This is a genomic window from Paenarthrobacter aurescens (genome assembly GCF_025421775.1).
GTDB lineage: Bacteria > Actinomycetota > Actinomycetes > Actinomycetales > Micrococcaceae > Arthrobacter > Arthrobacter aurescens_B.
In genome coordinates, this window is the sequence record NZ_JAOEFX010000001.1 from 388,474 (window position 1) to 407,950 (window position 19,477).

Below are 19,477 nucleotides of genomic sequence, written 5' to 3' on the forward strand. Positions count from 1 at the left end.
GGGCGGCGCGCCCTCGAGCGATCACTTGAAAGCCTGTCCGGACTAGTGTCCGGCCTCGTACCAGCTTGAGCCGACACCAATCTGGACATCAAGAGGGACAGACAACTGAGCGGCTGAGCCCATCTGCTCAATCACCAGTTTCTCCACGGCTTCGCGTTCCCCCGGAGCAACTTCCAGGACGAGTTCGTCATGGACCTGCAGCAGCATGCGCGACTTCAGCCCTTGGCTGGCGAGTTCTGCCGAGACCCCCAGCATGGCCCGCTTGATGAGGTCTGCTGCAGAACCTTGGATGGGCGAGTTCAAAGCGATGCGTTCTGCTGCCTCGCGCGCCTGGCGGTTGGTGCTGGTCAGGTCAGGGAGGTAGCGGCGGCGGCCTTCGATGGTGGCCGTGTAGCCGTCCGTCCTGGCTTGGTCGACGACACCACGCAGGTAGTCGCGCACGCCGCCGAAGCGGTCGAAGTAGTCCTTCATGAGCGTCCGGGCCTCGTCCACGGAGATCTCCAATTGCTTGGAGAGGCCGAAGGACGTGAGTCCGTACGCGAGGCCGTAGGACATCGCCTTCACTTTGGACCGCATGGCGCTGGTGACTTCGGCCGGCTCCACGTTGAAGATCCGGGAGCCCACGAAGCGGTGAAGGTCTTCTCCGTCGCGGTACGCCTGGATCAGGGCTTCGTCGCCGGAGAGGTGCGCCATGATGCGCATTTCGATCTGCGAGTAGTCCGCTGACAACAGGCACTCGTAGCCTTCGCTGACCACGAAAATTCCACGAACCCGCCGGCCTTCTTCGCTGCGCACCGGGATGTTCTGCAGATTGGGGTTGTTGGACGAAATACGGCCCGTGGCGGCGATGTTCTGCGCGTAAGTGGTGTGGATGCGGCCGTCATCGGCCACGGACTTCTTGAGCGTCTCCACCATTTGGGCCAGCTTTGAGGACTCACGGTGCGCCATGAGCTGGACCAGGAATTCGTGTCCGGTCTTCTCAAGCAAGCCCTTCAAGGAAGCGGCATCGGTGGTGTAGCCAGACTTGATCTTCTTGGTCTTGGGCAGTCCCAATTCCTCGAAGAGGACTGTCTGCAGTTGCTTGGGCGAACCGAGGTTTACCTCGTGCCCGATCGCAGCAAAAGCCTGTTCCTGGGCGTTCTCGATCACCTTGGTAAGGTCAGCGAGCTGCTCGTCCATGCGGTCCGTGGACACAAAGATGCCGGTCAGTTCCATCTGCGCCAGCACACGTGCCACAGGAAGTTCGAGCGTCGTCAACAGGGCATCGGCCTTGATATCGGCAAGTTCAGTTTCGAAGTGCTTGCTGAGGGCATGCACGACGGCGGCATGCTGGACGAGCGCTGCTGCGGCAGCTTGGTCTGTTTCACCCGAGAGGTCGAGCTCCAGCTGCCCGGACTGGGCAGCGGCCGTGGCAAGTGAGATCTTCAAGTGCACTTGGGCCAGTTCGGCGAGATCGTAGCTGCGGCGGTCCGGCTGGATCAGGTAGCCGGAGATGGAGGTGTCATCCACCACACCTTCCAGGCCGAGGCCACGGTTGTGAAGGGCCTTCAGGGCCGACTTGAACTCGTGCAGCACCTTCGCTTCCTCGGGATCCATGAGCCACCGGGCCAAGACCGACTCAGCTGCAGCGTCCAGACTCGTCAGGTCGATGTACCCCGCCCCGTTGCTCCTGACAACAGCCAGGGCACTCGCGTCGTCACCGATGCGTCCGGGGACGAGCTGCACTGCCAGCGCCGAACGCACACCGGAGCCGGCTGCGAAGAAGGACTCAAGTTCCGCGGCATCCGTGAGGACGGAGTATTCCGGGGCATCGATGGTGTCCGGGGCCTCCCCGGCGGTGTCGTCACCGTAGAGATCGAACAGCCGCGTGCGGAGCGTCCGGAACTCCAGTTCCTCGAAAAGATCCTCGATCGCCTGGCGGTCCGGACGGGGCTCGTGCAGGTCTGCCAACGTCAAGGGCAGGTCGAGGTCCGTCAACAGACGATTGAGCCTGCGGTTGCGCTTGACGTTCTCGAGGTTCTCCTTGAGGGCTCCGCCCACCTTGCCACCGATGGAATCAAGGTTTTCGAGGATGCCTTCAAGGCCACCGTAGAGGTTGATCCATTTGGCGGCCGTCTTTGGGCCTACGCCCGGAACGCCGGGGAGGTTGTCCGCTGTTTCGCCGACGAGCGCGGCGAGGTCCGAGTACAGGCCGGGCTTGACGAAGTACTTCTCCTCGATGGCTGCAGCGTCCATCCTGGGGATGTTGCTCACGCCCTGCTTGGGGTAGAGCACAAAGACATTGTCATTGATGAGCTGGAACGCGTCCCTGTCACCGGAAACAAGCAGCACCTCAAAGCCTGCGGCGTCGCCTTGCGCAGCCAGCGTGGCCAGGACGTCATCGGCTTCGTAGCCGGGCATGGCAATGGTCCTGATGCCCCAAGCCTCCATGACCTTGGCAATCAGGCCGATCTGGCCGGCAAACTCCGCCGGCGTGGCGTTGCGGCCACCCTTGTACTCGCTGTATTCCGCCTTGCGGAAGGTGGTGTCGTCAGAGACGTCGAACGCTACGGCGACGTGGGTGGGCTTCTGGTCCTTGATCAAGTTGATCAACATGGACGTAAAACCGTGAACGGCATTGGTGTACTGCCCCCGGGCCGTGGAGAAGTTCTCTGCGGGAAGGGCGTAGAAAGCCCGGAACGCCATGGAGTGGCCATCCAGGACCAGCAACCTGGGCCTGCCCTCTCCCGTGGTGCTGGCGGATGCTGTGGCAGAAGGGGTGGGTGCTGTCGCGATGGCAGCAGCTTGGGCCGTTGGAACCTGGTCCGGTTTGGTTGTTTCACTCACAGGTGCCAGCCTAGTTGGCATGATGGACAATTTCACGCCGAACAGGTTTGTCGACCAGCTCAACGAGGCCGGTGTGCCGGAAGAATTCCACGATTGGCTGTCAGCGCACGGCGTTGGCGACCTCGTGGTGAAAATGGGCATCCGTTTTACCGAGATGAGTGCCGAGCGCACGATCGCCACTATGCCGGTGGAAGGAAACACCCAGGTAGCGGGCATCCTCCATGGCGGAGCCCACGTTGTCCTCGCCGAAACGCTGGGATCGTTCGCCGCATCCCTCCATGCCGGCAGGGGCCGCCACGCGGTTGGTATCGAGGTAGGTGCCACCCATCACCGTTCCGTGGCCAGCGGTATTGTCACCGGTACCTGCACGGCCATCCACCTCGGGGGCACTCTTGCCACCCACGAGATTGTCGTCACTGATGAGAAGGGTCGCCGGCTGTCGACGGCACGGATCACCAACATGATCCGGGACAACCGACACTAACGGACTGCCTGGGTCCTAAGCGTTGCGCTGCGGCAGCCGGTAGTGCAACTCAGCTGCGGCCCCACCAAGGATCTTGTGCGAGATCAACTCAAGGGGCGGCGTCGGGCCATTGAGGGGAAGCAGCCGCTTTCCGGCGCCCAGCACCACCGGGATGACGGTGACGATCATCTCGTGGAGCAGCCCGGCGTTGGCGAACTGGGCCACGAGGTCCCCGCCGCCAACAAGCCACACGTTCTTCCCGCCCGCGTCTTTGAGCAGGTCCGGAGCGAACTCGCGGACATCACCGCGGACAAAAGTGATGTCCGAGCCAACCGGAGCAGAGTACTCATGATGGGTGAAAACCCAGCATGGAGTGCCGGGGTACGGCCATTTTCCTGGCTCGTGTTCCATGAGCCATCGATACGTGTCGCCACCCATGGCAATGCAACCGACCCCCGCCATAAAGGATTCGATGCTTTCGTTGACGCCCTCAACCCGGTCGAACTGCAGGAGCCAGCCGAGGTCGTCGTCCGGAGACGCTATGAAGCCGTCAATGGTGGAAGCTACGTAGTACTGGAAAATCGACATGGCCCCAGACTAATCAGTTGGCGGCAGCGTTCCCATACTCCACACGGACACTGCCATCATCGGGAAGGACCACAACCCGCCCCCGGGCCAGGTCCCATCCATCATTCAGCAGGAATATCCTTCCCCCGCTGACCACCAGGAGCCGCAGGCCTGTATAGCGGAACAGCGGCGCTGTTTCCGTGCCCACAGAGACCTCCCGGACGTTCGGTACGGTCACAGCCAAGCGCTCTTTGCTGTAGACGACGGCGGTGGGCAGCAAGCCTGACCGCTCCTGGTAATCAATGGCAGCTCCCCGCCCGAGCGCCTGCGCGTAATCGGACGTTCCCCAAAACAGGAGCAACGTGACAAGAACGAAGACCAGTGACCTCTCGAGGGCCCGCGGGGTAATCCGAAGAGCGCGCCCTGAAGGCTCGGCTGCCCGGCGCCGGACACTGAGTCCCCACGCCCCGACGACGAGGCCTCCAGCGATCAGGAAAGGGGCGTACAGCACTATCTGACCAGGACGCGCCGAGATCGCCAGCCACATCGCTGCCGCATAGGCAAAGCCGAGAAACATCACGATGGTGGCGGTCAGGCGGACAGGCTTCCTGTGCCGGCCCGCCTCAAGGAGACGGGACACTGCCCGGTCCAGCATGAGCCACAACAAGCCAATGACCACCAGCCATGCCAACGGCTGGAACAGCGACTGGATGCTCCTCAGGATAAAGTCCTGGACGGTGTAGCCGAACAGGCTGACGTCCAGGCCCATCGCTTTGGCCTGGGCATCAGTGCGTGCCCAACCGAAGTAGACCAGCAAGGCGGTGGCCACAGTCAACGGTGGGCCGATGACAGAAAGTACTTCCAGGGTCCTTTGCCAGCGGGTGTTGATGATGCTTCGGTCTTCGTGCTCCCCTGCCTCGCTCACGGCGCGGCCGTCGGGGTCGCTTCGCCAGAGGGTGGCGTGGCTGACGGTGTGCTGGTCGGTGATCCGGTGCCCGGGACTGTGCCCGTGGTTTCGGACGGAGCCGGGCTGCTGGTGGAGGGACTGGAATCGTCGTAGAAGAACGTCACTGTGCCAGCGACATCCACCGTGTCAGTGATGGAGATACGCACGGAGTCCCGGCCGTTCGCCGGTGGCATCCGCAGATAGATGGTCCCGTAGTCGTTCCTGTCGCCGACAAACTCAACATCGGCAGGAACGCCGTCGAACAGGACGTCCCCCACCCGCACGTAGTAGCCATCCAAGCGGACTATGGTGCCACCCGTCCTGGGGCCTGAAGCGCGTGCCGTTCCCGGGACGGGCCTTAGTTGCTCATCAACCACGGTCAGGCCGACGAGTTGCCGGGGACACGCTTCACCCTGGCCCGGTTCCACCTTGAAGACAGCGCCGGGATTGCCGCGGTGTTGGGCCACCAGCGACTCGGACGTGGCGGCTACCCTGAACTCCAAGCACTGCGTTTGCGGGATCCTGGGTGTGGCGGCGACGGCGATGGATGCCCGCTGCCAGTCCTGCTGACTTCCGCTCTGGAGCGCCCTGCAAACAGCAGCGCCCGCCAACCAGACAGCCGCATCATCGGCGCCTTCCACGCTCTGGGCCAAGGCGTCGCATTGGAATTGCTGGAGCAGGAGGTACCGCTGGCCTGAGGTTGGATCATTGGGTCCGATCGGGCCGATGGGGACCCAGCGCACTACGGGCGCATCCACCTGGGGTGCTCCGGGGCCGGCCGGGCCTGCGGGCTGCTCCGCAGTTGGTACGACGGCGGTGGGAAGTGGTTGGGCCGTGGTTCCCGTCGAGGGCGATGAGGGGGCCGGACCAGGCGCGGGACCGTCGGAGGAAGGAGGGAGGCAGGCTGACAGACCCAGCATCAGGACCGGAGCCAGCGCCAGTCCAACCAGGTGGCTTCGGGATTGACACTTCATGACAGCCCCACATCTGCCGGATCATCACCACATAGTTATGTGCATAACTACAGTGCTGATTATTCTCCCGAACGGACGTGGCTGCCAGAGGAGCCGCTATTTTCCGAAGTAGGGAACGATCAGGTAGATGCCGAACAGCACGGCCACGCCACAGACGCCAAAGCAAAGGTATGCCAGGGAGCGAACCAAGGTTGGCGACTTCTGCTGTGCGTCACCGGCGATGGCTGTGAGGCGCACACCCAGCGAATAGAGGACCACCAACGTGACAGCCGCGAAGAGAGTGACTCCAGCTACCTGCAGCAATTCCAACCATTTCATCGCTGCACATCCTTGCTCGGCGTGGTCTTTCGTGACTTCTTTTTCTTCCGGAACCGCACAGCGTGCCCGGCTTCCTCAACCTCGACGGCGTTGTGGTGGCCGACGTGGGACTTGCGTGAGACAACGAACATGAACAGGATTGCGGACGTGCCAACTACTGCTGCGATCACCACACCCACGACGCCGATGCTGACCAGGATTGCTGTCAGGGCTCCCACGATGGCGGAGGCTGGGAGGGTAAACAGCCACCCCAGGGCAATCTTGCCCGCTGTCCCCCAGCGGACGGACGTCCCCTTGCGACCAAGGCCCGAGCCGATGACCGAACCCGAGGCGACCTGGGTGGTGGAGAGGGCAAAGCCCAGGTGGGATGAAGCGAGGATCGCTGATGCCGTGCTTGTTTCGGCGGAGAAGCCCTGGGCAGGCTTAACTTCGGTCAGGCCGGATCCCATGGTGCGGATGATGCGCCAGCCGCCGGCGTAGGTACCAATGGCAATGGCGAAGGCACAGGCGGCGATAACCCAGAACTGCGGACCTGAGCCAGGGGTCTGGGTGCCTGCCGCAATCAGCACGAGGGTGATGATGCCCATGGTCTTCTGCGCATCATTGGTGCCGTGGGCGAGTGCCACAAGGCTGGACGTGAAAATCTGTCCGGTCCGGAAGCCGCCACGCTTCTGGGTGAGTTTGTCACCGGTTTCGGGATCGTGCCGGGAGGTCAGCGCATACGCCAGACGGGTACAGATGTATGCCACGAGGCCAGCGATGAGGGGGGCGAAGATCGCCGGCAGGATGACCTTCTGCAGGACGGTCTCGAAGTTGATGGAGTGGAACCCGATGCCCACTACGGCAGCGCCGATGAGTCCACCGAAGAGGGCATGCGAGGAGCTCGAGGGCAGGCCCTTGAGCCACGTGATCATGTTCCAGAGAACTGCCCCCATGAGGCCGGCAAAGATGATGTCCGGCGTGATGTGGATGCCGTCCGAGCCTTCCCGGATCAGCCCGCCGGAAATGGTCTTGGCCACTTCCGTGGAGAGGAACGCGCCCACGAGGTTGAGCACGGCGGCCAGGGCAACGGCCGTCTTGGGCTTGATCGCCCCCGTAGCGATAGGCGTAGCCATCGCATTGGCTGTGTCGTGAAACCCGTTGGTGAAGTCAAAGAATAGGGCCAACGCTATTACCAGCGCGACCATGAAGGTGATATCCACCTGTTGCCCAATCTGCAGAGTCGACGTTCAGCAGTTTCACTTCCCCATACCTGCCATCCACAGCATAGTTCAGCAATTGTTCAACTGACTCGACTTGTGGGATTCACTCTGGCGGGCTTGAAACCTTAAGAATCCTACGTGCCATACCGTGAGCGGACAAACGGTATGGGGCTACGGATCAGCCCAGGTACGCCCGCACAGCCGCGAGGTCGCTGCGGGACAGCCCCTTGCGGGGATCCGGTGAGATGCAAAGCACACGGTCCTGCTGGTATTCGGCCCAGGATCGGGCGTCAGACTCCTGGCTGAGCTGGTCATCAAGCCAAGCGATCCGGTCGATTCCGGTGGCAGCCACATCCTTTTGGAGGGCGACAAGCTTCCACCACTCAGCGCCTTGATCCCAACCCTGGCTGGACAGTACAGGCCAGTCCTGCCCGTTCAAGCCGATGGCGGGGCAGAGGAACTCCGGGGCGAGTCGCTCCCATGTGGTCAGCCAGACAAAGCGCGCAGCGGGATGGTCCGCAAGGTCGTTGAGCTCATTGACCACTTCGGGCGCAAAGGCAACATCGAGGATCCCGGCATCGGCGATGGTCCACTTGTTGCCCCAGTCGGTGGTTCCGGTTGGGCTGAAGGGGTTCACCACGCCATCTACGTCCAAGTAGATCGACACAGGCAGCACGGCGGCGGAACTCCCTGAATCCATGGCTGCTCCCCTTCCCCAACGGTTGAGGATCAGCCTACGGGACACCGACCCCGGCCGGTGGTCAAATCAATCTCTTGACGTTCGTCATGGAAGTGATAATCTCGAAGTATGGAAAAGCCCGCAGTCCATTCCGCCCAGAGCGTCCGCCACATCGAGGACACTGTCCGCACCGATTTCCGGCATGCGATGTCTTATGGCGGATACCTGGACCTTGACCACCTGCTCAGCTCCCAACACCCACTGAGTAAACCGGAACACCACGATGAGCTGCTGTTCATCATCCAGCACCAGACCAGCGAGCTCTGGCTCAAACTTGTTCTGCATGAGCTGCTGGAAGCCCGCAGGCTTTTCGATGCCGACAACCTGGGGAAGGCGCTGAAGTGCATCGCCCGGGTCAAGGCCATCCAACGGACCATGACCGAGCAGTGGTCCGTCCTTGGAACGCTTACCCCACGTGAGTACGCACAGTTCCGCGGATTCCTGGGGAGTTCCTCGGGCTTCCAGTCGTACCAGTACAGGGGTGTTGAATTCCTCCTGGGGAACAAGAACCGCGGTATGCTGCGCGTGTTCGAAAGCGAACCCGAGGCTCACGCGCTGCTCAGCACGCTCCTGGACGAGCCCACGTTGTACGACGCCTTCCTGAAGGTCCTGGCCCGCGCCGGCTATGACATTCCTGCTGACATCCTTGAGCGGGACACGAGCGAACCATGGACGTTCCGCAAGGACCTGGTCCCCGTCTTCCAGAAGATCTACGAATCGGACGATACCCCCTGGGGCCTTTACGAAGCCTGCGAGGACCTGGTGGATATCGAGGACAACTTCCAGGCATGGCGGTTCCGGCACCTCCGGACAGTCCAGCGCACCATCGGCTTCAAGGTGGGTACCGGCGGATCCTCGGGCGTTGACTTCCTCAAACGCGCCCTGGACCTGACCTTCTTCCCCGAGCTCTACGCTGTCCGCACCGAGATCGGCAACTAAGTAAACCATCCCGGCCGTCCCATACTTCCGCAGGAGGAACCATGACCACAGCACAGCAAACCCAACGGCCAACGTCGGCCGAATTGGACGCCGCTGACCCTCTCGCCGCCCAGCGTGATGCCTTTTACGCGCCCGACGCCGATCAACTCACCTCCTATTTGGACGGCAACTCGCTCGGGCGCCCGCTGAAGGTGACGTCAGCCAACCTCACCTCCTTCGTCCACGAGGCCTGGGGCAGCCGCCTCATCCGTGGTTGGGACGAGCAATGGATGGACGAGCCCACGGCCGTGGGAGACCGTATCGGCGAAGTGGTACTTGGCGCTGCCCCGGGCCAGACCACAGTGGGTGACTCCACCTCCGTCATGCTTTACAAGATGATCCGTGCAGCAGTGGACGCCCAGCCTGGCCGGGACGAAATCATCATCGACCGCGACAACTTCCCCACCGACCGGTTCATCATCGAGGGCATCGCCAAGGAGCGCGGGGCCAGCATCAAGTGGATCGCAGCGAACCCTGCCAGTGGCGTCCGCGCGGAGGACCTGGACGGTCTGCTGGGTGAGCGGACCGCTGTGGTGGTCCTCAGCCATGTGGCTTACCGTTCGGGGTTCCTTGCGGACGCCAAGGGAATTACTGCCAAGGTGCACCAAGCCGGCGCACTGATGCTCTGGGACCTGTGCCACTCCGTTGGCTCCGTGCCGCTGACGCTTGACGACTGGGGCGTCGACCTCGCTGTGGGCTGCACCTACAAGTACCTCAACGGCGGTCCGGGCTCACCGGCGTTTGCCTACGTCAACGCGTCGCGGCAGGACAGTTTGCAGCAGCCGATCTGGGGCTGGATGGGTGCTGACAATCCGTTCGGGATGACGGAGTCGTACCGGCCGGCAGAGGGAATGCGCAGATTCATCACGGGAACGCCCCCGGTCCTGGCCATGCAGCCGCTCAAGGACATGGTGGAACTGATCGCATCCGTAGGAATGGACGCCGTCCGTGCGAAGTCGGTAAAGCTCACCGAATACGCCATTGCCCTCTCCGAGGAACTCCTGGTGCCCCTCGGTGCCGGGATCGTCAGCCCCCGGAATCCCGCCGAGCGCGGCTCCCACATCACAGTGGACCACCCGCTCTTTGCCGATGTCACGGCAAGGCTCTGGGAGAAGGGTGTCATCCCGGACTTCCGTCCCCCGCATGGCCTTCGCATCGGCCTGTCTCCGTTGAGCACAAGTTTCGCGGAGGTTGAGTTGGGCGTTGCAGCCATCCGCGAGGCCCTCTCCGAACTGCTCTGAGGCCGAAATGAGTGCTGTCCTTGACGACATGGACTCCCGCCCAGGGAGTACAACATCGCTGCTCCGCACCGTCATCGGCCTGTACCTGCGCGATGCAGGTGGTTGGATGTCCACCAAGGACATCGTGACGCTCATGGAAGCCCTGGGCACGTCCGGGACAGTAACCCGGACGGCCCTGGGCCGGCTTCGCAAAAAGGACGTGGTGCTGCAGGAGACGCGAGGTGGCGTCCCCGGTGTCACCCTCACGGACGGGGCTGCCACCATGTTGGCCCGCGGTGACCGCCGGATCTACAACCCGAGGAGCATGTCCGTTTCGGATCCCTGGTGCCTGATTTCATTCTCCATCCCGGAGACGGAACGTGAAAAGCGGCACCAGCTCCGGCGCCGGCTTCACTGGATCGGCTGCGGCACGGTGGCCGCCGGCCTGTGGATCTGCCCGGATTCGCTGCGCGTGGAAGTAGAGGAAATCCTGGCCGACCTGGGGTTGCGGGACATGGCCACCATTTTCGTGACTGGGACACCAATGGTTGGCGGTAGCCTGCAGGAAGCCGTGTCCAAGTGGTGGGACCTGGAAGCGGTGGCCGGCCTGCACAAGGACTTTATCCGCGGGCACGGAGCCGACGTTCCTGTGGGTGCCGGCAACGAGGTGGGGCCGTCTCCTGAAGCGTTTGCTACGTATGTCCAGTGCATCGACCGCTGGCGGATCATTCCCTACCTCGACCCCGGGTTGCCGTCGGCATACCTGCCTGCGGACTGGCCTGGGGCCGAGGGCACGGCCTTGTTCAGCCGTATAGTTTCCGCCTATGCGGCACCGAGCGGGGAGTTCGTGCGCAGCACCCTGCAGGAAACTGCCGGGGTTACGGTTTCCTGAGAGCGACGCCTCGCCAATATGGCTCCCCCAGTTTCTCGATGGGGGTCTTGGCCGTCTCCCGCGAGAAGAAGGCAGCGACACCGGCAATGGCCATGCACAGTACTGCGAAGCCGGCCACGGGAAGCCAGCCGTCGTGGCCCTTGCCCAGGAGCAGGCCTGCGATCAGCGGAGCAAATCCGGCCACCACCAGCCCCAGTTGGTTTCCCAGTGCCATGCCGGAGTATCTGACCGGAGCGGCAAAGAGCTCAGCAAAGTAGGCGGGCCAGATCCCGTTGAAGCAGGAGTAGAGCAACGTCATGTTGACGAACGCTGCCGCGAAGACCAGCAGGATGTTCCCGGTGGACAACGCCCAGAAGTAGGCGAAGATCGTGACCGAGCAACCGATGGCGGCCGTCAGGAGAAGCGGGCGCCGGCCCACGCGGTCGGAGAGTTTGGCGGTCAAGGGCATCACGAACATCGACAAGCCGATGGCGACGGCATTGACGGTGAGGATCGATGCTTTGTCAAAGCCTGCGGCGCCGGTGGCGTACGACAAGCCGAAGACCGTGAAGATGGTCTGCATGACGGACATGATGGACATCCCGATCACCCGGACCACATCCGCCGACTGGAAGCGCAGAACTTCCCTGAGTGGCATGGGAGCAACTGCCTGGCGGTCCTTTTCTGCCTCGAACACCGGTGTCTCGTCCAAGTGGGTCCGAACCCAGTAGGCGATGGCCAGAACCACTATGGACAACCAGAACGGGACGCGCCAGCCCCAGCTCATGAGGGCTTCAGCGGGCAGCGCCGCCACGGGGATGAACACGAGCGTCGCGAGCACCATTCCGGACGCGTATCCGGTCATGACGAAGCTGGTGAAGAACCCGCGTCGTCCTTCCGGGGAGTGTTCCAAGGTCAGCGTGGAAGCGCCGGCCGACTCCGCGCCTGCGGAGAATCCCTGGGCCAGGCGGCCCACCACCAACAGGATGGGAGCCCAAACACCTATCTGGCTGTAGCTGGGCAGGAATCCGATGCCAAGGGATGCGAGCCCCATGACACCCAAGGTGATCAGCAGAATCTTCTTCCGGCCCAGTTTGTCGCCGAAATGACCCATCACCAGCCCGCCGACCGGACGCGCCACATAAGCCACCCCGAAGGTGGCGAAAGCGCCGATCAAGCCGACAGCGGGATCCTCGGACGGGAAGAACAACGGACCGAAAACCAATGCGGCTGCCGACCCGTATATGAAGAAGTCGTAGTACTCAAGAGTGCTTCCCAGGAACGAAGCGAGGGCCGCTTTGCCGGGGGTCTTACGCAGCTTTGCAGGCTGCCGGGTTGTGGTTGACATGGCGATTCTCCTTTGAATGGCGCAGGTTCGAAAGCTCGAAGCTAAATCGGAAAATCAACGGCGATGATCTGCTCGCTGTTGGGGAACGAGTACTTCTTGAGCGGCTCGTGCAGCGGGTGCGTGTTGTAGACCTCAATGTCTTCCACTGCATTGAAGTCAGCCACGATGGCGTAGTCGAATGATCGCTCGTGCTGGAGTACGTCAGGCCCGTGGGTGAGCTTCAAGAGTCCGGGAATGTTGCCGTCCATGCGGTCCAGGCCCTTGATCCAGGCGGCCTTGTCCTCTGGGGGAAAGTCCGCTTTGAACTTAAAGAGCACTGCGTGGCGGATCATGCTCCAACTCCGGCCGTGACGCCGGCGGCCGCATACTCTACGGCTTCGCCCGCAATGGTGCGGCCAGCCAGGTAGCCCATGGTCATGATGGGTCCCAGAGTGGCGCCGGCACCCGGGTAGCCCGCGGCATAGGCGTTCTCCGTAGTGTTTCCTGCGGCAAATAGTCCGGGGATGGGTTGCCCGTCCACGTCCAGTACCCGCGCGAAGCCATCCGTGGCCACGCCACCGTTGCTGCCGAACGCACCGTTGACCACCTCCATCGCGTAAAACGGACCGGTGTTCAACGGGCCCAGGGACGGGTTGGGCCACGGGCAGTCGTCGTCGCCCCAGTATTTGTCGTAGGCGCTCTCACCACGGCCAAAGTCAGGGTCCTCCCCCTTCACCGCGTAGAGGTTGAATCGCTCCACAGTAGCCTCGAGATTCTCCTCAGGGACGCCGATCTTCAGGGCAAGTTCGCCCAGCGTGGGCGCCTCGATCAGGTATTCCGGCGTCGGCTGGCCGGCCCGGTGCGAAAGGACACCGTACCTTTCCAGATAACCGTGATCGAACACCACATGTGCCGGAGTATTCAGCGTCTGGTTGTTGGGCGAATCCCATGACTGCAGGCATCGGGCGAGGTCGTTGTAGTTCTGGGACTCGTTGGCAAAACGGCGGCCGTGGCGGTTGACCATGAGCGAACCCGGCCCCTGGCGTTCAAAGCGCAGCAATGTGCCAATCGGGGCGCCGTCCCGGGTGTCCCCCGTGATGGACATCGGTGCCCACCAGGCTTCGCGGGTTCCGCGGGTTTGGGCACCGATCCGTTGGGCCATCTTCAATCCATCGCCGGTGTTCGAAGGGGGCGAGCACATGATGTACAGGCGTGAGGCCAACAATGAATCTGCCAGGGACTTGTCCCATTCGAAACCTCCGGTGGCGAGGACAACGCCGTCGTTGGCGTGGAAAGTCTCGCCAGAGTCCAGTTCGACGCCCACTACCCTGCCGTCGTCGTGCAGTAACCGATGCCCGCGGGCACCAACCACCAGGGCAGCGTTATCGCGAACCAGGCTTGCCAGGAGCATCGACACGAGGGCCTGTCCTTTGGCTACGAGGCCGTCCTCCTGCCGCTTGTTCAGCTCCTCCCACGGGAACTTGGTGAAGGCGCCCCAGGTTTCGTATTCCTGCATGGTGAACGGGGCCCGGCCATCGGAGCGGACATGGGCAGCGAGTTCGCCGAGCGCTTCACGGATGTTGTAGAGCCCAGGTTCCACCGTCCTGCCACCTTCCACCGAACCGGGGAGGTCCTGCCGGTAGTCCGGAAAGTTGTCCAGGAAGATGAAACGCACACCGCATTCTTCTTCGGTGAAGCGGAGCATGGTGTCCCCGTAATTCAGTGCAGCATCCAGCAACTCTTCACGTCCGCGCCCACGGGCCACTGCCCGGATGTACTCTGCCGCTGCCTCTTTGGAATCGCTCAACCCTGCCTCCCGGGCGTGGTGGTTGTCTGCCACCCACAGCATGCCGCCGGAAACAGCGGACGTTCCGCCCAGCAGTTCGGTTTTTTCAAGCACGACGACGGACTTGCCGGCCCGCGCGGCCGTCGCCGCTGCCGTCAACGCGCCTGCGCCGGAACCGACTACGACGACGTCGTAGGTATCGGAAGGTGTGCCATTCAGGAATTTCATGGTGGTGCCTTTCAGGGAAGTAAGGGAGTTTGGCGTGCCGCGGTGTCAGACGGCCGTGTAGCCGCCATCGATGACCAGTTCGGAGCCTGTGGTGAAGCGGGACTCATCGGAGGCGAGGTAGAGGACTCCGTAGGCGATTTCGTCCGGCTCGCCTTGGCGAGGGAGGGGGTTTCCGCCGACCAACTGCTTGTAGTAGGCCTCGGCCCCGATGTCGGACTGCTCTGCCGAGTTCCGGCTCATCCTGGTGTTCATGGAGCCGGGGTGGATGGAGTTCACCCGCACACCGTGGGCGCCGTAGGCTGCGGCATCGGACTTGCTGAGGAGCCGGACCGCTCCTTTGGTGGCGTGGTAAAGGGGTACGTTGCGTCCGCCAGTCAGTCCATGAATGGAGGAAAAGTTGATGATGCTTCCGGACTGCTTCTCGATCATCGCTGGAACGACGTACTTGGTCAGCAGCCAGACGCCTTTGACGTTGACGTCGAAAATGACATCGAAGTCCTCAACGGTGGCAGTGTGGCTTGCTCCTGCAGGTCCGATGATTCCGGCGGCGTTGACCAGGACGTCCGGCGAACCCAGTTCTGCGCAGACCCTACGGATGGCTGCGGCCACACTGGCTTCGTCGGTGACATCGACGTCGTACTCGGTGATGCCGGGATGGCGGACGGGCGCGGGTGTCCCGGCCCGGTCAAGGCTGGCCACAGTTGCCCCGTGTTCGGCCAGCAACAGGGCTGTGGCACTTCCGAGGTCTCCCCTGCCTCCGGTGACCACCGCAATCTTGCCTGCCACGCGTCGTGCTGTGGGCCCTGGGCCTGCCTGCGTTGTTGCCTGCGATGCTGTCTCCATGACAACTCCTCCTGCCGCGGCATTGCGGCTGCTGATACCTGTGTACGGCGCAGGGCAGCACGGAATGGAGCCCAAGGGGCCGCACTGTGTGGTTACCGGGCGAGTTGCCCTGCTGGGTTCAACTCTGCCAGCGGTGGTGTGAGTGGAACCACAGCGTTACCGATGAACGGGAATCAGATGCTGCCGTTACTTTGACGGAGGGCGCCCTTGAGCTCACCGCGCCATCCCAGGGCGCGGGAAATGCCACGGGCTGCCGTCAGCAGGACCGGCACGCGGGTGGCGGCGTTTTCTTCGTTCCGCGGAACCACGACGCTGAGCGCGGCGACAACCGTATTCGACCGTCCGAAGACAGGAACCGCAATTCCGCTGGACTCGGGGACGATGATGCCCGGCATTGAAGCGAACCCGCGTTGCCGGATGCTTGCCAAATGGCGTCGCAGTTCCGAAGGCTCGGTGAGCGTCGCGTCCGTGAACTTCTTGAGGGTTCGCGACAGGAAAAGGTCCTGGTAGGCGGGCGGAGAATAAGCCAGCAGCACCAGCCCTGACGACGTGCCGTGAACCGGCAAGCGGCCGGCGACCTTGGTGATATCCACCATGGAATCGCGGGACCCGATCCGCTCGATGTAAAGGACTTCGTCCGAGTCCAGGATCCCCAGGGTTGTGGAGTGCTGGACCACGGATTGAACGTCCTCCATGAACGGCAGGGCAGCCTCCCGGAGGCCGACCATCCTGGAACTCCTGGACACCAGCTCCCACAGGCGGGTGCCGATCCGAACCTCCGCAGTGGTTTCCCGCTCCAGCAGACCCTCAGCCAGGAGCTCGTCCACCAATCGGTACGTTGTGGTGACGGGGAGCCCCGAGCGTCGTGCCAAGGTGGCAACGCTCATGGTGCGGTGGGCGTCGTCGAACGCTCCTACCAGTCGGACGACACGGCGGATAACGGATTCACCCGAAGACGAGTTGGCCACGTCAGGCTCCGGACTTCACGCGGGAGACGAACCGGAACCTGTCCCCCCGAAACGTGCTCCGCGTCCATTCCACAGGCACGCCCGCCGCGTCCCTGGCCAGGCGGTGGACCACCAGCAATGGCGCCCCCATTTCGATTCCCAGCAATCTGACGTCGGCCGGACCTGCCAGTGCTGTCTCCACGGTGTCCTCTACATCGGCTATCTGGACCCCGTAGACATCGGCAAGGACAGCGTAGAGCGAGCCCGCCTTGGCCAGGCTGGACTTGAATCGCGGCAGCTTCCCCGGAAGCCAGGCGACCTCGTGTGCCAACGGTTCACCCTCGATCAACCGGATGCGCTCCAGCCGGGTTACCTGTTCGCCCTGGTCGAGCCCCAGCTGGGCTGCGACATTGGCGTCGGACTTCAGGACTTCGAGGGCAATCAGCCTGGAGTCGGGCCGCAGCCCCTGGGTGCGCGCATCATCGGAGAATGACGTCAGCTGCCGGACATGGGTGACTTTGGGTGGCGCAACGAACGTACCGTGCCCTTGGATGCGGCCCAGCTTGCCTTCGGCGACCAGCTCACTGATGGCCTGGCGGACGGTTGTTCGCGAGGTCGCGTATTTCTCGGCGAGTGCCCGCTCCGTGGGGATGAGCGTGCCCGGCTGAAGGCCGGCGATGAGCCCGAGTACCTCAGTCTTGAGGAGGTAGTACTTGGGCGCGGCGGGCGCGGCATCAGTGGACATATTGGACATCCTACTTGTAGACAACATTATTGGTCTATGCCAATCTTGACAGGTTGGTCTAAACCAATGCCGGAGTTCCTCCGGCAAGACCCTACTTTTCCACAGATCCAAGGGACAAAGATGTCGATCCTGCACGACCTACGACAAACACCACGGCTGGGACTACTGGTGGGCGGCGCAGCCGCAACCATCGGAGTCATTTACGGCTACGACATGTCGAACATCGCGGGCGCATTGCTTTTCATCACCAAGCAGTTCAACCTCACTACCTCCCAACAAGAGTTGGTGACCACCGCCGTCGTAGCGGGTGAAGTCCTTGGCGCGCTGGTGGGCGGTTGGCTTTCCAACCGTTTGGGGCGCAAGGCATGCATGGTGGGCCTGGCCATTGGATATGCCCTCTTCGCCGTGCTCAGTGCCATGTCGAACGATGTCCCCACACTGCTGCTGGCCCGGCTCCTGCTGGGCCTGACCATCGGCGTCTCGGTGGTGGTTGTCCCTGTCTTCGTCGCGGAGTCTGCACCGGTAAAGGTCCGGGGTGCACTCCTGGTGGCGTACCAGGTTGCCACGGTGATCGGAATCATCGTGGGATACGTTGCTGCCTACGCGCTGGCGGGCACGGGTTCCTGGCGTTGGATGCTTGGTTTGGCAGCTGTTCCGGCGGTGATCGTCCTGGCAATCGTCGTCAAACTCCCGGATACCGCACGGTGGTACATGATGCGTGGACGGACGGCAGACGCCCGGCGCACGCTTGCCTCCATCGAACCGGACGCGGACGTCGAGGCGGAAATTGTCCGGATGCAGCATGCCATCAGTGAGGAACGCGGCGGCGGCCTCCGCGAAATGCTGCGAACCCCCTACCTGAGGGCAACTGTGTTCGTGGTGGGCCTGGGCTTCTTCATCCAGATCACAGGCATCAACGCCGTGGTCTACTACAGTCCCCGTATCTTCGAGGCCATGGGCTTCAGCGGCAACGCTGCGCTCCTGCTCCTTCCCGCTGCGGTCCAGGTGGCTGCCTTGTTTGCCGTGTTTGTCTCCTTGTCCCTGGTGGACCGTTTGGGACGCCGCCCGGTGCTGTTGACCGGAATCGGCATGATGGTGGTTGCCAACATCCTGCTGGTAGGCGTCTTCATGGCAGGACAAAACTTTGGTGGCCTGCTCACCGTGTTGGGCTTCCTCGGTGTCCTCCTGTTCACGGTCGGTTTCACTTTCGGCTTCGGCGCCCTGGTGTGGGTCTATGCTGGCGAGAGCTTTCCTTCGCGGCTGCGTTCCCTCGGAGCGAGCGCCATGCTGACCTCCGATTTGGTGGCCAACGTCCTGGTGGCAGCCTTCTTCTTGACCATGCTTCAGCGGCTCGGCGGCGCAGGAACCTTCGCAGTGTTCGGAGTACTGGCTATTCTCGGGTTTATGTTTGTCCGAAAGTTCGCACCAGAAACGAAGGGACGTCAGTTGGAGGAAATACAGCAGTTCTGGGAAAACGGTGGGAAGTGGCCTGAAGTCGACGCCGGCACCCCCGCCAGTCCATCGGGCAACGATGCTGAACCGGCGGCCGTCCGGTGACGGCTGCAGTTCTGGGTCTGCACATCGGCGGTTCCAAGACGCACGCCATCCGATCGGCTGTCTTCCGCCCCAACGAGGCCCAAGGCGGCGCCGCACCCACCGCCGATGACGACGTCGAGATCACCGAAGCCAGTGCCAACCTGTCCTCTGTGGGGCACCAAGGCGCCGACGCCGTGCTGCGCAGGATCGCTGCGAACGCCGGCGGAGGAATCGAGGCTGTGTGCGCAGGGGCGGCCGGTGCAGATACTCCAGCAAGCCGGGCGGTCCTGTCCGCCCTGCTGACGGAACACTTCCCCGGCGCCAGGATCGACGTAGTCCATGACACCCGGATTGTGCTGGCAGCAGCCGGACTGGATGCCGGAGCCGTTGTGGTAGCAGGCACCGGCTCAGTTGCCTGGGGCCGGAACCCCGAGGGACGGGAAGCCCGCAGCGGCGGGTACGGCTACCTCCTGGGCGATGAAGGCGGAGGGTACTCCGTTGTGCGCGATGCCGTACGCGAGGCCCTGAGGGAGTACTACGCCGGTCTGGAACCCGGGACGTTGGTCCGGGCGCTGATGGCAGCAACAGCGAGTGTGGACGCTTTGCAGCTCATGGATTCGTTCTACGCAAAGCCGGAGCCTGATCACTGGGCCATTCTGGCCCCGCTGGTCCTTGAACTGGCCGCAGAAGGCGATCCCGCTGCCTTGCGGATCCAAGCCGAGGCCGCCCACCACCTGGCCGCCCTGGCCAGGCAAGTGCTGGGAGAACTGGGCCTGGACCTGCCGCTGGTCATGGCCGGCAGCTTGTTGGTCAACCATAATGAGCTCGCCGGGGCCGTCGCCCGAAAGGTTGCCCTGGAAGATCCGTCATCCATACGGATCCTCACGCAGACCCCTGTCCATGGGGCGGTGGAACTGGCCCGCCAATTGATTCAGCGCTAATGCGGGAACAGGTGATCCCC

20 protein-coding genes are annotated in these 19,477 nt (G+C 62.8%); 7 read left to right on the forward strand and 13 right to left on the reverse strand.

From position 1 onward, the window contains the following. Positions 1–42: 42 nt before the first annotated feature. Entirely contained in the window at positions 43–2,685 is a 2,643-nt protein-coding gene (gene polA, locus N7568_RS01835) for a DNA polymerase I (RefSeq protein ID WP_261608487.1), read from the reverse strand. A 160-nt stretch (positions 2,686–2,845) separates the two neighbouring features. On the opposite strand from polA, the gene N7568_RS01840 reads away from it, so the two are divergent. After that, the gene (locus N7568_RS01840) at positions 2,846–3,310 is read left to right on the forward strand and encodes a hotdog fold thioesterase (protein ID WP_261608204.1); all 465 of its coding nucleotides are present in this window, start codon (positions 2,846–2,848) and stop codon (positions 3,308–3,310) included. 15 nt (positions 3,311–3,325) lie between these two features. Here the strand turns inward: N7568_RS01840 and N7568_RS01845 are convergent, their stop codons facing one another. From N7568_RS01845 to N7568_RS01870, 6 genes are all read right to left on the reverse strand, one after another. After that, positions 3,326–3,877 (reverse strand): dihydrofolate reductase family protein, encoded by a 552-nt coding sequence (locus N7568_RS01845; protein ID WP_261608205.1) that lies wholly within the window; start codon positions 3,875–3,877, stop codon positions 3,326–3,328. 13 nt (positions 3,878–3,890) lie between these two features. Further along, complete coding sequence (locus N7568_RS01850; RefSeq protein WP_261608206.1) at positions 3,891–4,781, reverse strand: hypothetical protein; 891 nt, start codon at positions 4,779–4,781, stop codon at positions 3,891–3,893. Further along, complete coding sequence (locus N7568_RS01855) at positions 4,778–5,776, reverse strand: hypothetical protein (RefSeq protein WP_261608207.1); 999 nt, start codon at positions 5,774–5,776, stop codon at positions 4,778–4,780. Before N7568_RS01855 ends, N7568_RS01850 begins: the two co-directional genes overlap by 4 nt. 96 nt (positions 5,777–5,872) lie before the next feature. Further along, entirely contained in the window at positions 5,873–6,094 is a 222-nt protein-coding gene (locus N7568_RS01860; protein ID WP_261608208.1) for a hypothetical protein, read from the reverse strand. Next, positions 6,091–7,296 carry an inorganic phosphate transporter gene (locus N7568_RS01865; RefSeq protein WP_261608209.1) on the reverse strand — a complete coding sequence of 402 codons (1,206 nt, stop codon included), beginning with the start codon at positions 7,294–7,296 and terminating at the stop codon, positions 6,091–6,093. Before N7568_RS01865 ends, N7568_RS01860 begins: the two co-directional genes overlap by 4 nt. A 178-nt stretch (positions 7,297–7,474) precedes the next feature. After that, entirely contained in the window at positions 7,475–7,996 is a 522-nt protein-coding gene (locus tag N7568_RS01870) for an HAD domain-containing protein (protein WP_261608210.1), read from the reverse strand. A 108-nt stretch (positions 7,997–8,104) separates the two neighbouring features. Between N7568_RS01870 and kynA the strand changes: the two genes are divergently transcribed. Genes kynA through N7568_RS01885 form a run of 3 tightly spaced genes read left to right on the forward strand, consistent with a single transcriptional unit; the run spans position 8,105 to position 11,125 of the window. Further along, the gene (gene kynA, locus N7568_RS01875) at positions 8,105–8,974 is read left to right on the forward strand and encodes a tryptophan 2,3-dioxygenase (RefSeq protein ID WP_261608211.1); all 870 of its coding nucleotides are present in this window, start codon (positions 8,105–8,107) and stop codon (positions 8,972–8,974) included. A gap of 41 nt (positions 8,975–9,015) precedes the next feature. Further along, positions 9,016–10,254, forward strand: coding sequence for a kynureninase (locus N7568_RS01880; RefSeq protein WP_261608212.1), 1,239 nt, complete (start codon positions 9,016–9,018; stop codon positions 10,252–10,254). Between the two features lie 7 nt (positions 10,255–10,261). Then, positions 10,262–11,125 carry a PaaX family transcriptional regulator gene (locus N7568_RS01885; protein ID WP_261608213.1) on the forward strand — a complete coding sequence of 288 codons (864 nt, stop codon included), beginning with the start codon at positions 10,262–10,264 and terminating at the stop codon, positions 11,123–11,125. On the opposite strand, the gene N7568_RS01890 is transcribed toward N7568_RS01885, so the two are convergent. Genes N7568_RS01890 through N7568_RS01905 form a run of 4 tightly spaced genes read right to left on the reverse strand, consistent with a single transcriptional unit; the run spans position 11,112 to position 15,288 of the window. Then, on the reverse strand, positions 11,112–12,452 hold the full coding sequence (locus N7568_RS01890) for an MFS transporter (protein ID WP_261608214.1): 1,341 nt from the start codon (positions 12,450–12,452) through the stop codon (positions 11,112–11,114). The two genes, N7568_RS01885 and N7568_RS01890, sit on opposite strands and share 14 nt — an antisense overlap. Positions 12,453–12,493: 41 nt before the next feature. Continuing rightward, complete coding sequence (locus tag N7568_RS01895; protein ID WP_261608215.1) at positions 12,494–12,784, reverse strand: Dabb family protein; 291 nt, start codon at positions 12,782–12,784, stop codon at positions 12,494–12,496. Then, positions 12,781–14,445, reverse strand: coding sequence for an FAD-dependent oxidoreductase (locus tag N7568_RS01900; RefSeq protein WP_261608216.1), 1,665 nt, complete (start codon positions 14,443–14,445; stop codon positions 12,781–12,783). The genes N7568_RS01895 and N7568_RS01900 overlap by 4 nt, the downstream gene beginning before the upstream one ends. A 45-nt stretch (positions 14,446–14,490) precedes the next feature. After that, the gene (locus N7568_RS01905; protein ID WP_261608217.1) at positions 14,491–15,288 is read right to left on the reverse strand and encodes an SDR family NAD(P)-dependent oxidoreductase; all 798 of its coding nucleotides are present in this window, start codon (positions 15,286–15,288) and stop codon (positions 14,491–14,493) included. On the opposite strand from N7568_RS01905, the gene N7568_RS01910 reads away from it, so the two are divergent. Next, the gene (locus tag N7568_RS01910; protein ID WP_261608218.1) at positions 15,287–15,430 is read left to right on the forward strand and encodes a hypothetical protein; all 144 of its coding nucleotides are present in this window, start codon (positions 15,287–15,289) and stop codon (positions 15,428–15,430) included. The two genes, N7568_RS01905 and N7568_RS01910, sit on opposite strands and share 2 nt — an antisense overlap. A gap of 31 nt (positions 15,431–15,461) precedes the next feature. Here the strand turns inward: N7568_RS01910 and N7568_RS01915 are convergent, their stop codons facing one another. Continuing rightward, entirely contained in the window at positions 15,462–16,256 is a 795-nt protein-coding gene (locus N7568_RS01915; RefSeq protein WP_261608219.1) for an IclR family transcriptional regulator, read from the reverse strand. Position 16,257: 1 nt separating this feature from the next. Then, positions 16,258–16,989: a GntR family transcriptional regulator gene (locus N7568_RS01920; protein WP_261608488.1), complete on the reverse strand. Its 732-nt coding sequence runs from the start codon at positions 16,987–16,989 to the stop codon at positions 16,258–16,260. Between the two features lie 111 nt (positions 16,990–17,100). Between N7568_RS01920 and N7568_RS01925 the strand changes: the two genes are divergently transcribed. Both N7568_RS01925 and N7568_RS01930 read left to right on the forward strand, forming a co-directional pair. Further along, positions 17,101–18,537, forward strand: coding sequence for a sugar porter family MFS transporter (locus tag N7568_RS01925; RefSeq protein ID WP_261608220.1), 1,437 nt, complete (start codon positions 17,101–17,103; stop codon positions 18,535–18,537). Then, positions 18,534–19,457, forward strand: coding sequence for an N-acetylglucosamine kinase (locus N7568_RS01930; RefSeq protein ID WP_261608221.1), 924 nt, complete (start codon positions 18,534–18,536; stop codon positions 19,455–19,457). The genes N7568_RS01925 and N7568_RS01930 overlap by 4 nt, the downstream gene beginning before the upstream one ends. Positions 19,458–19,477 lie beyond the last annotated feature (20 nt).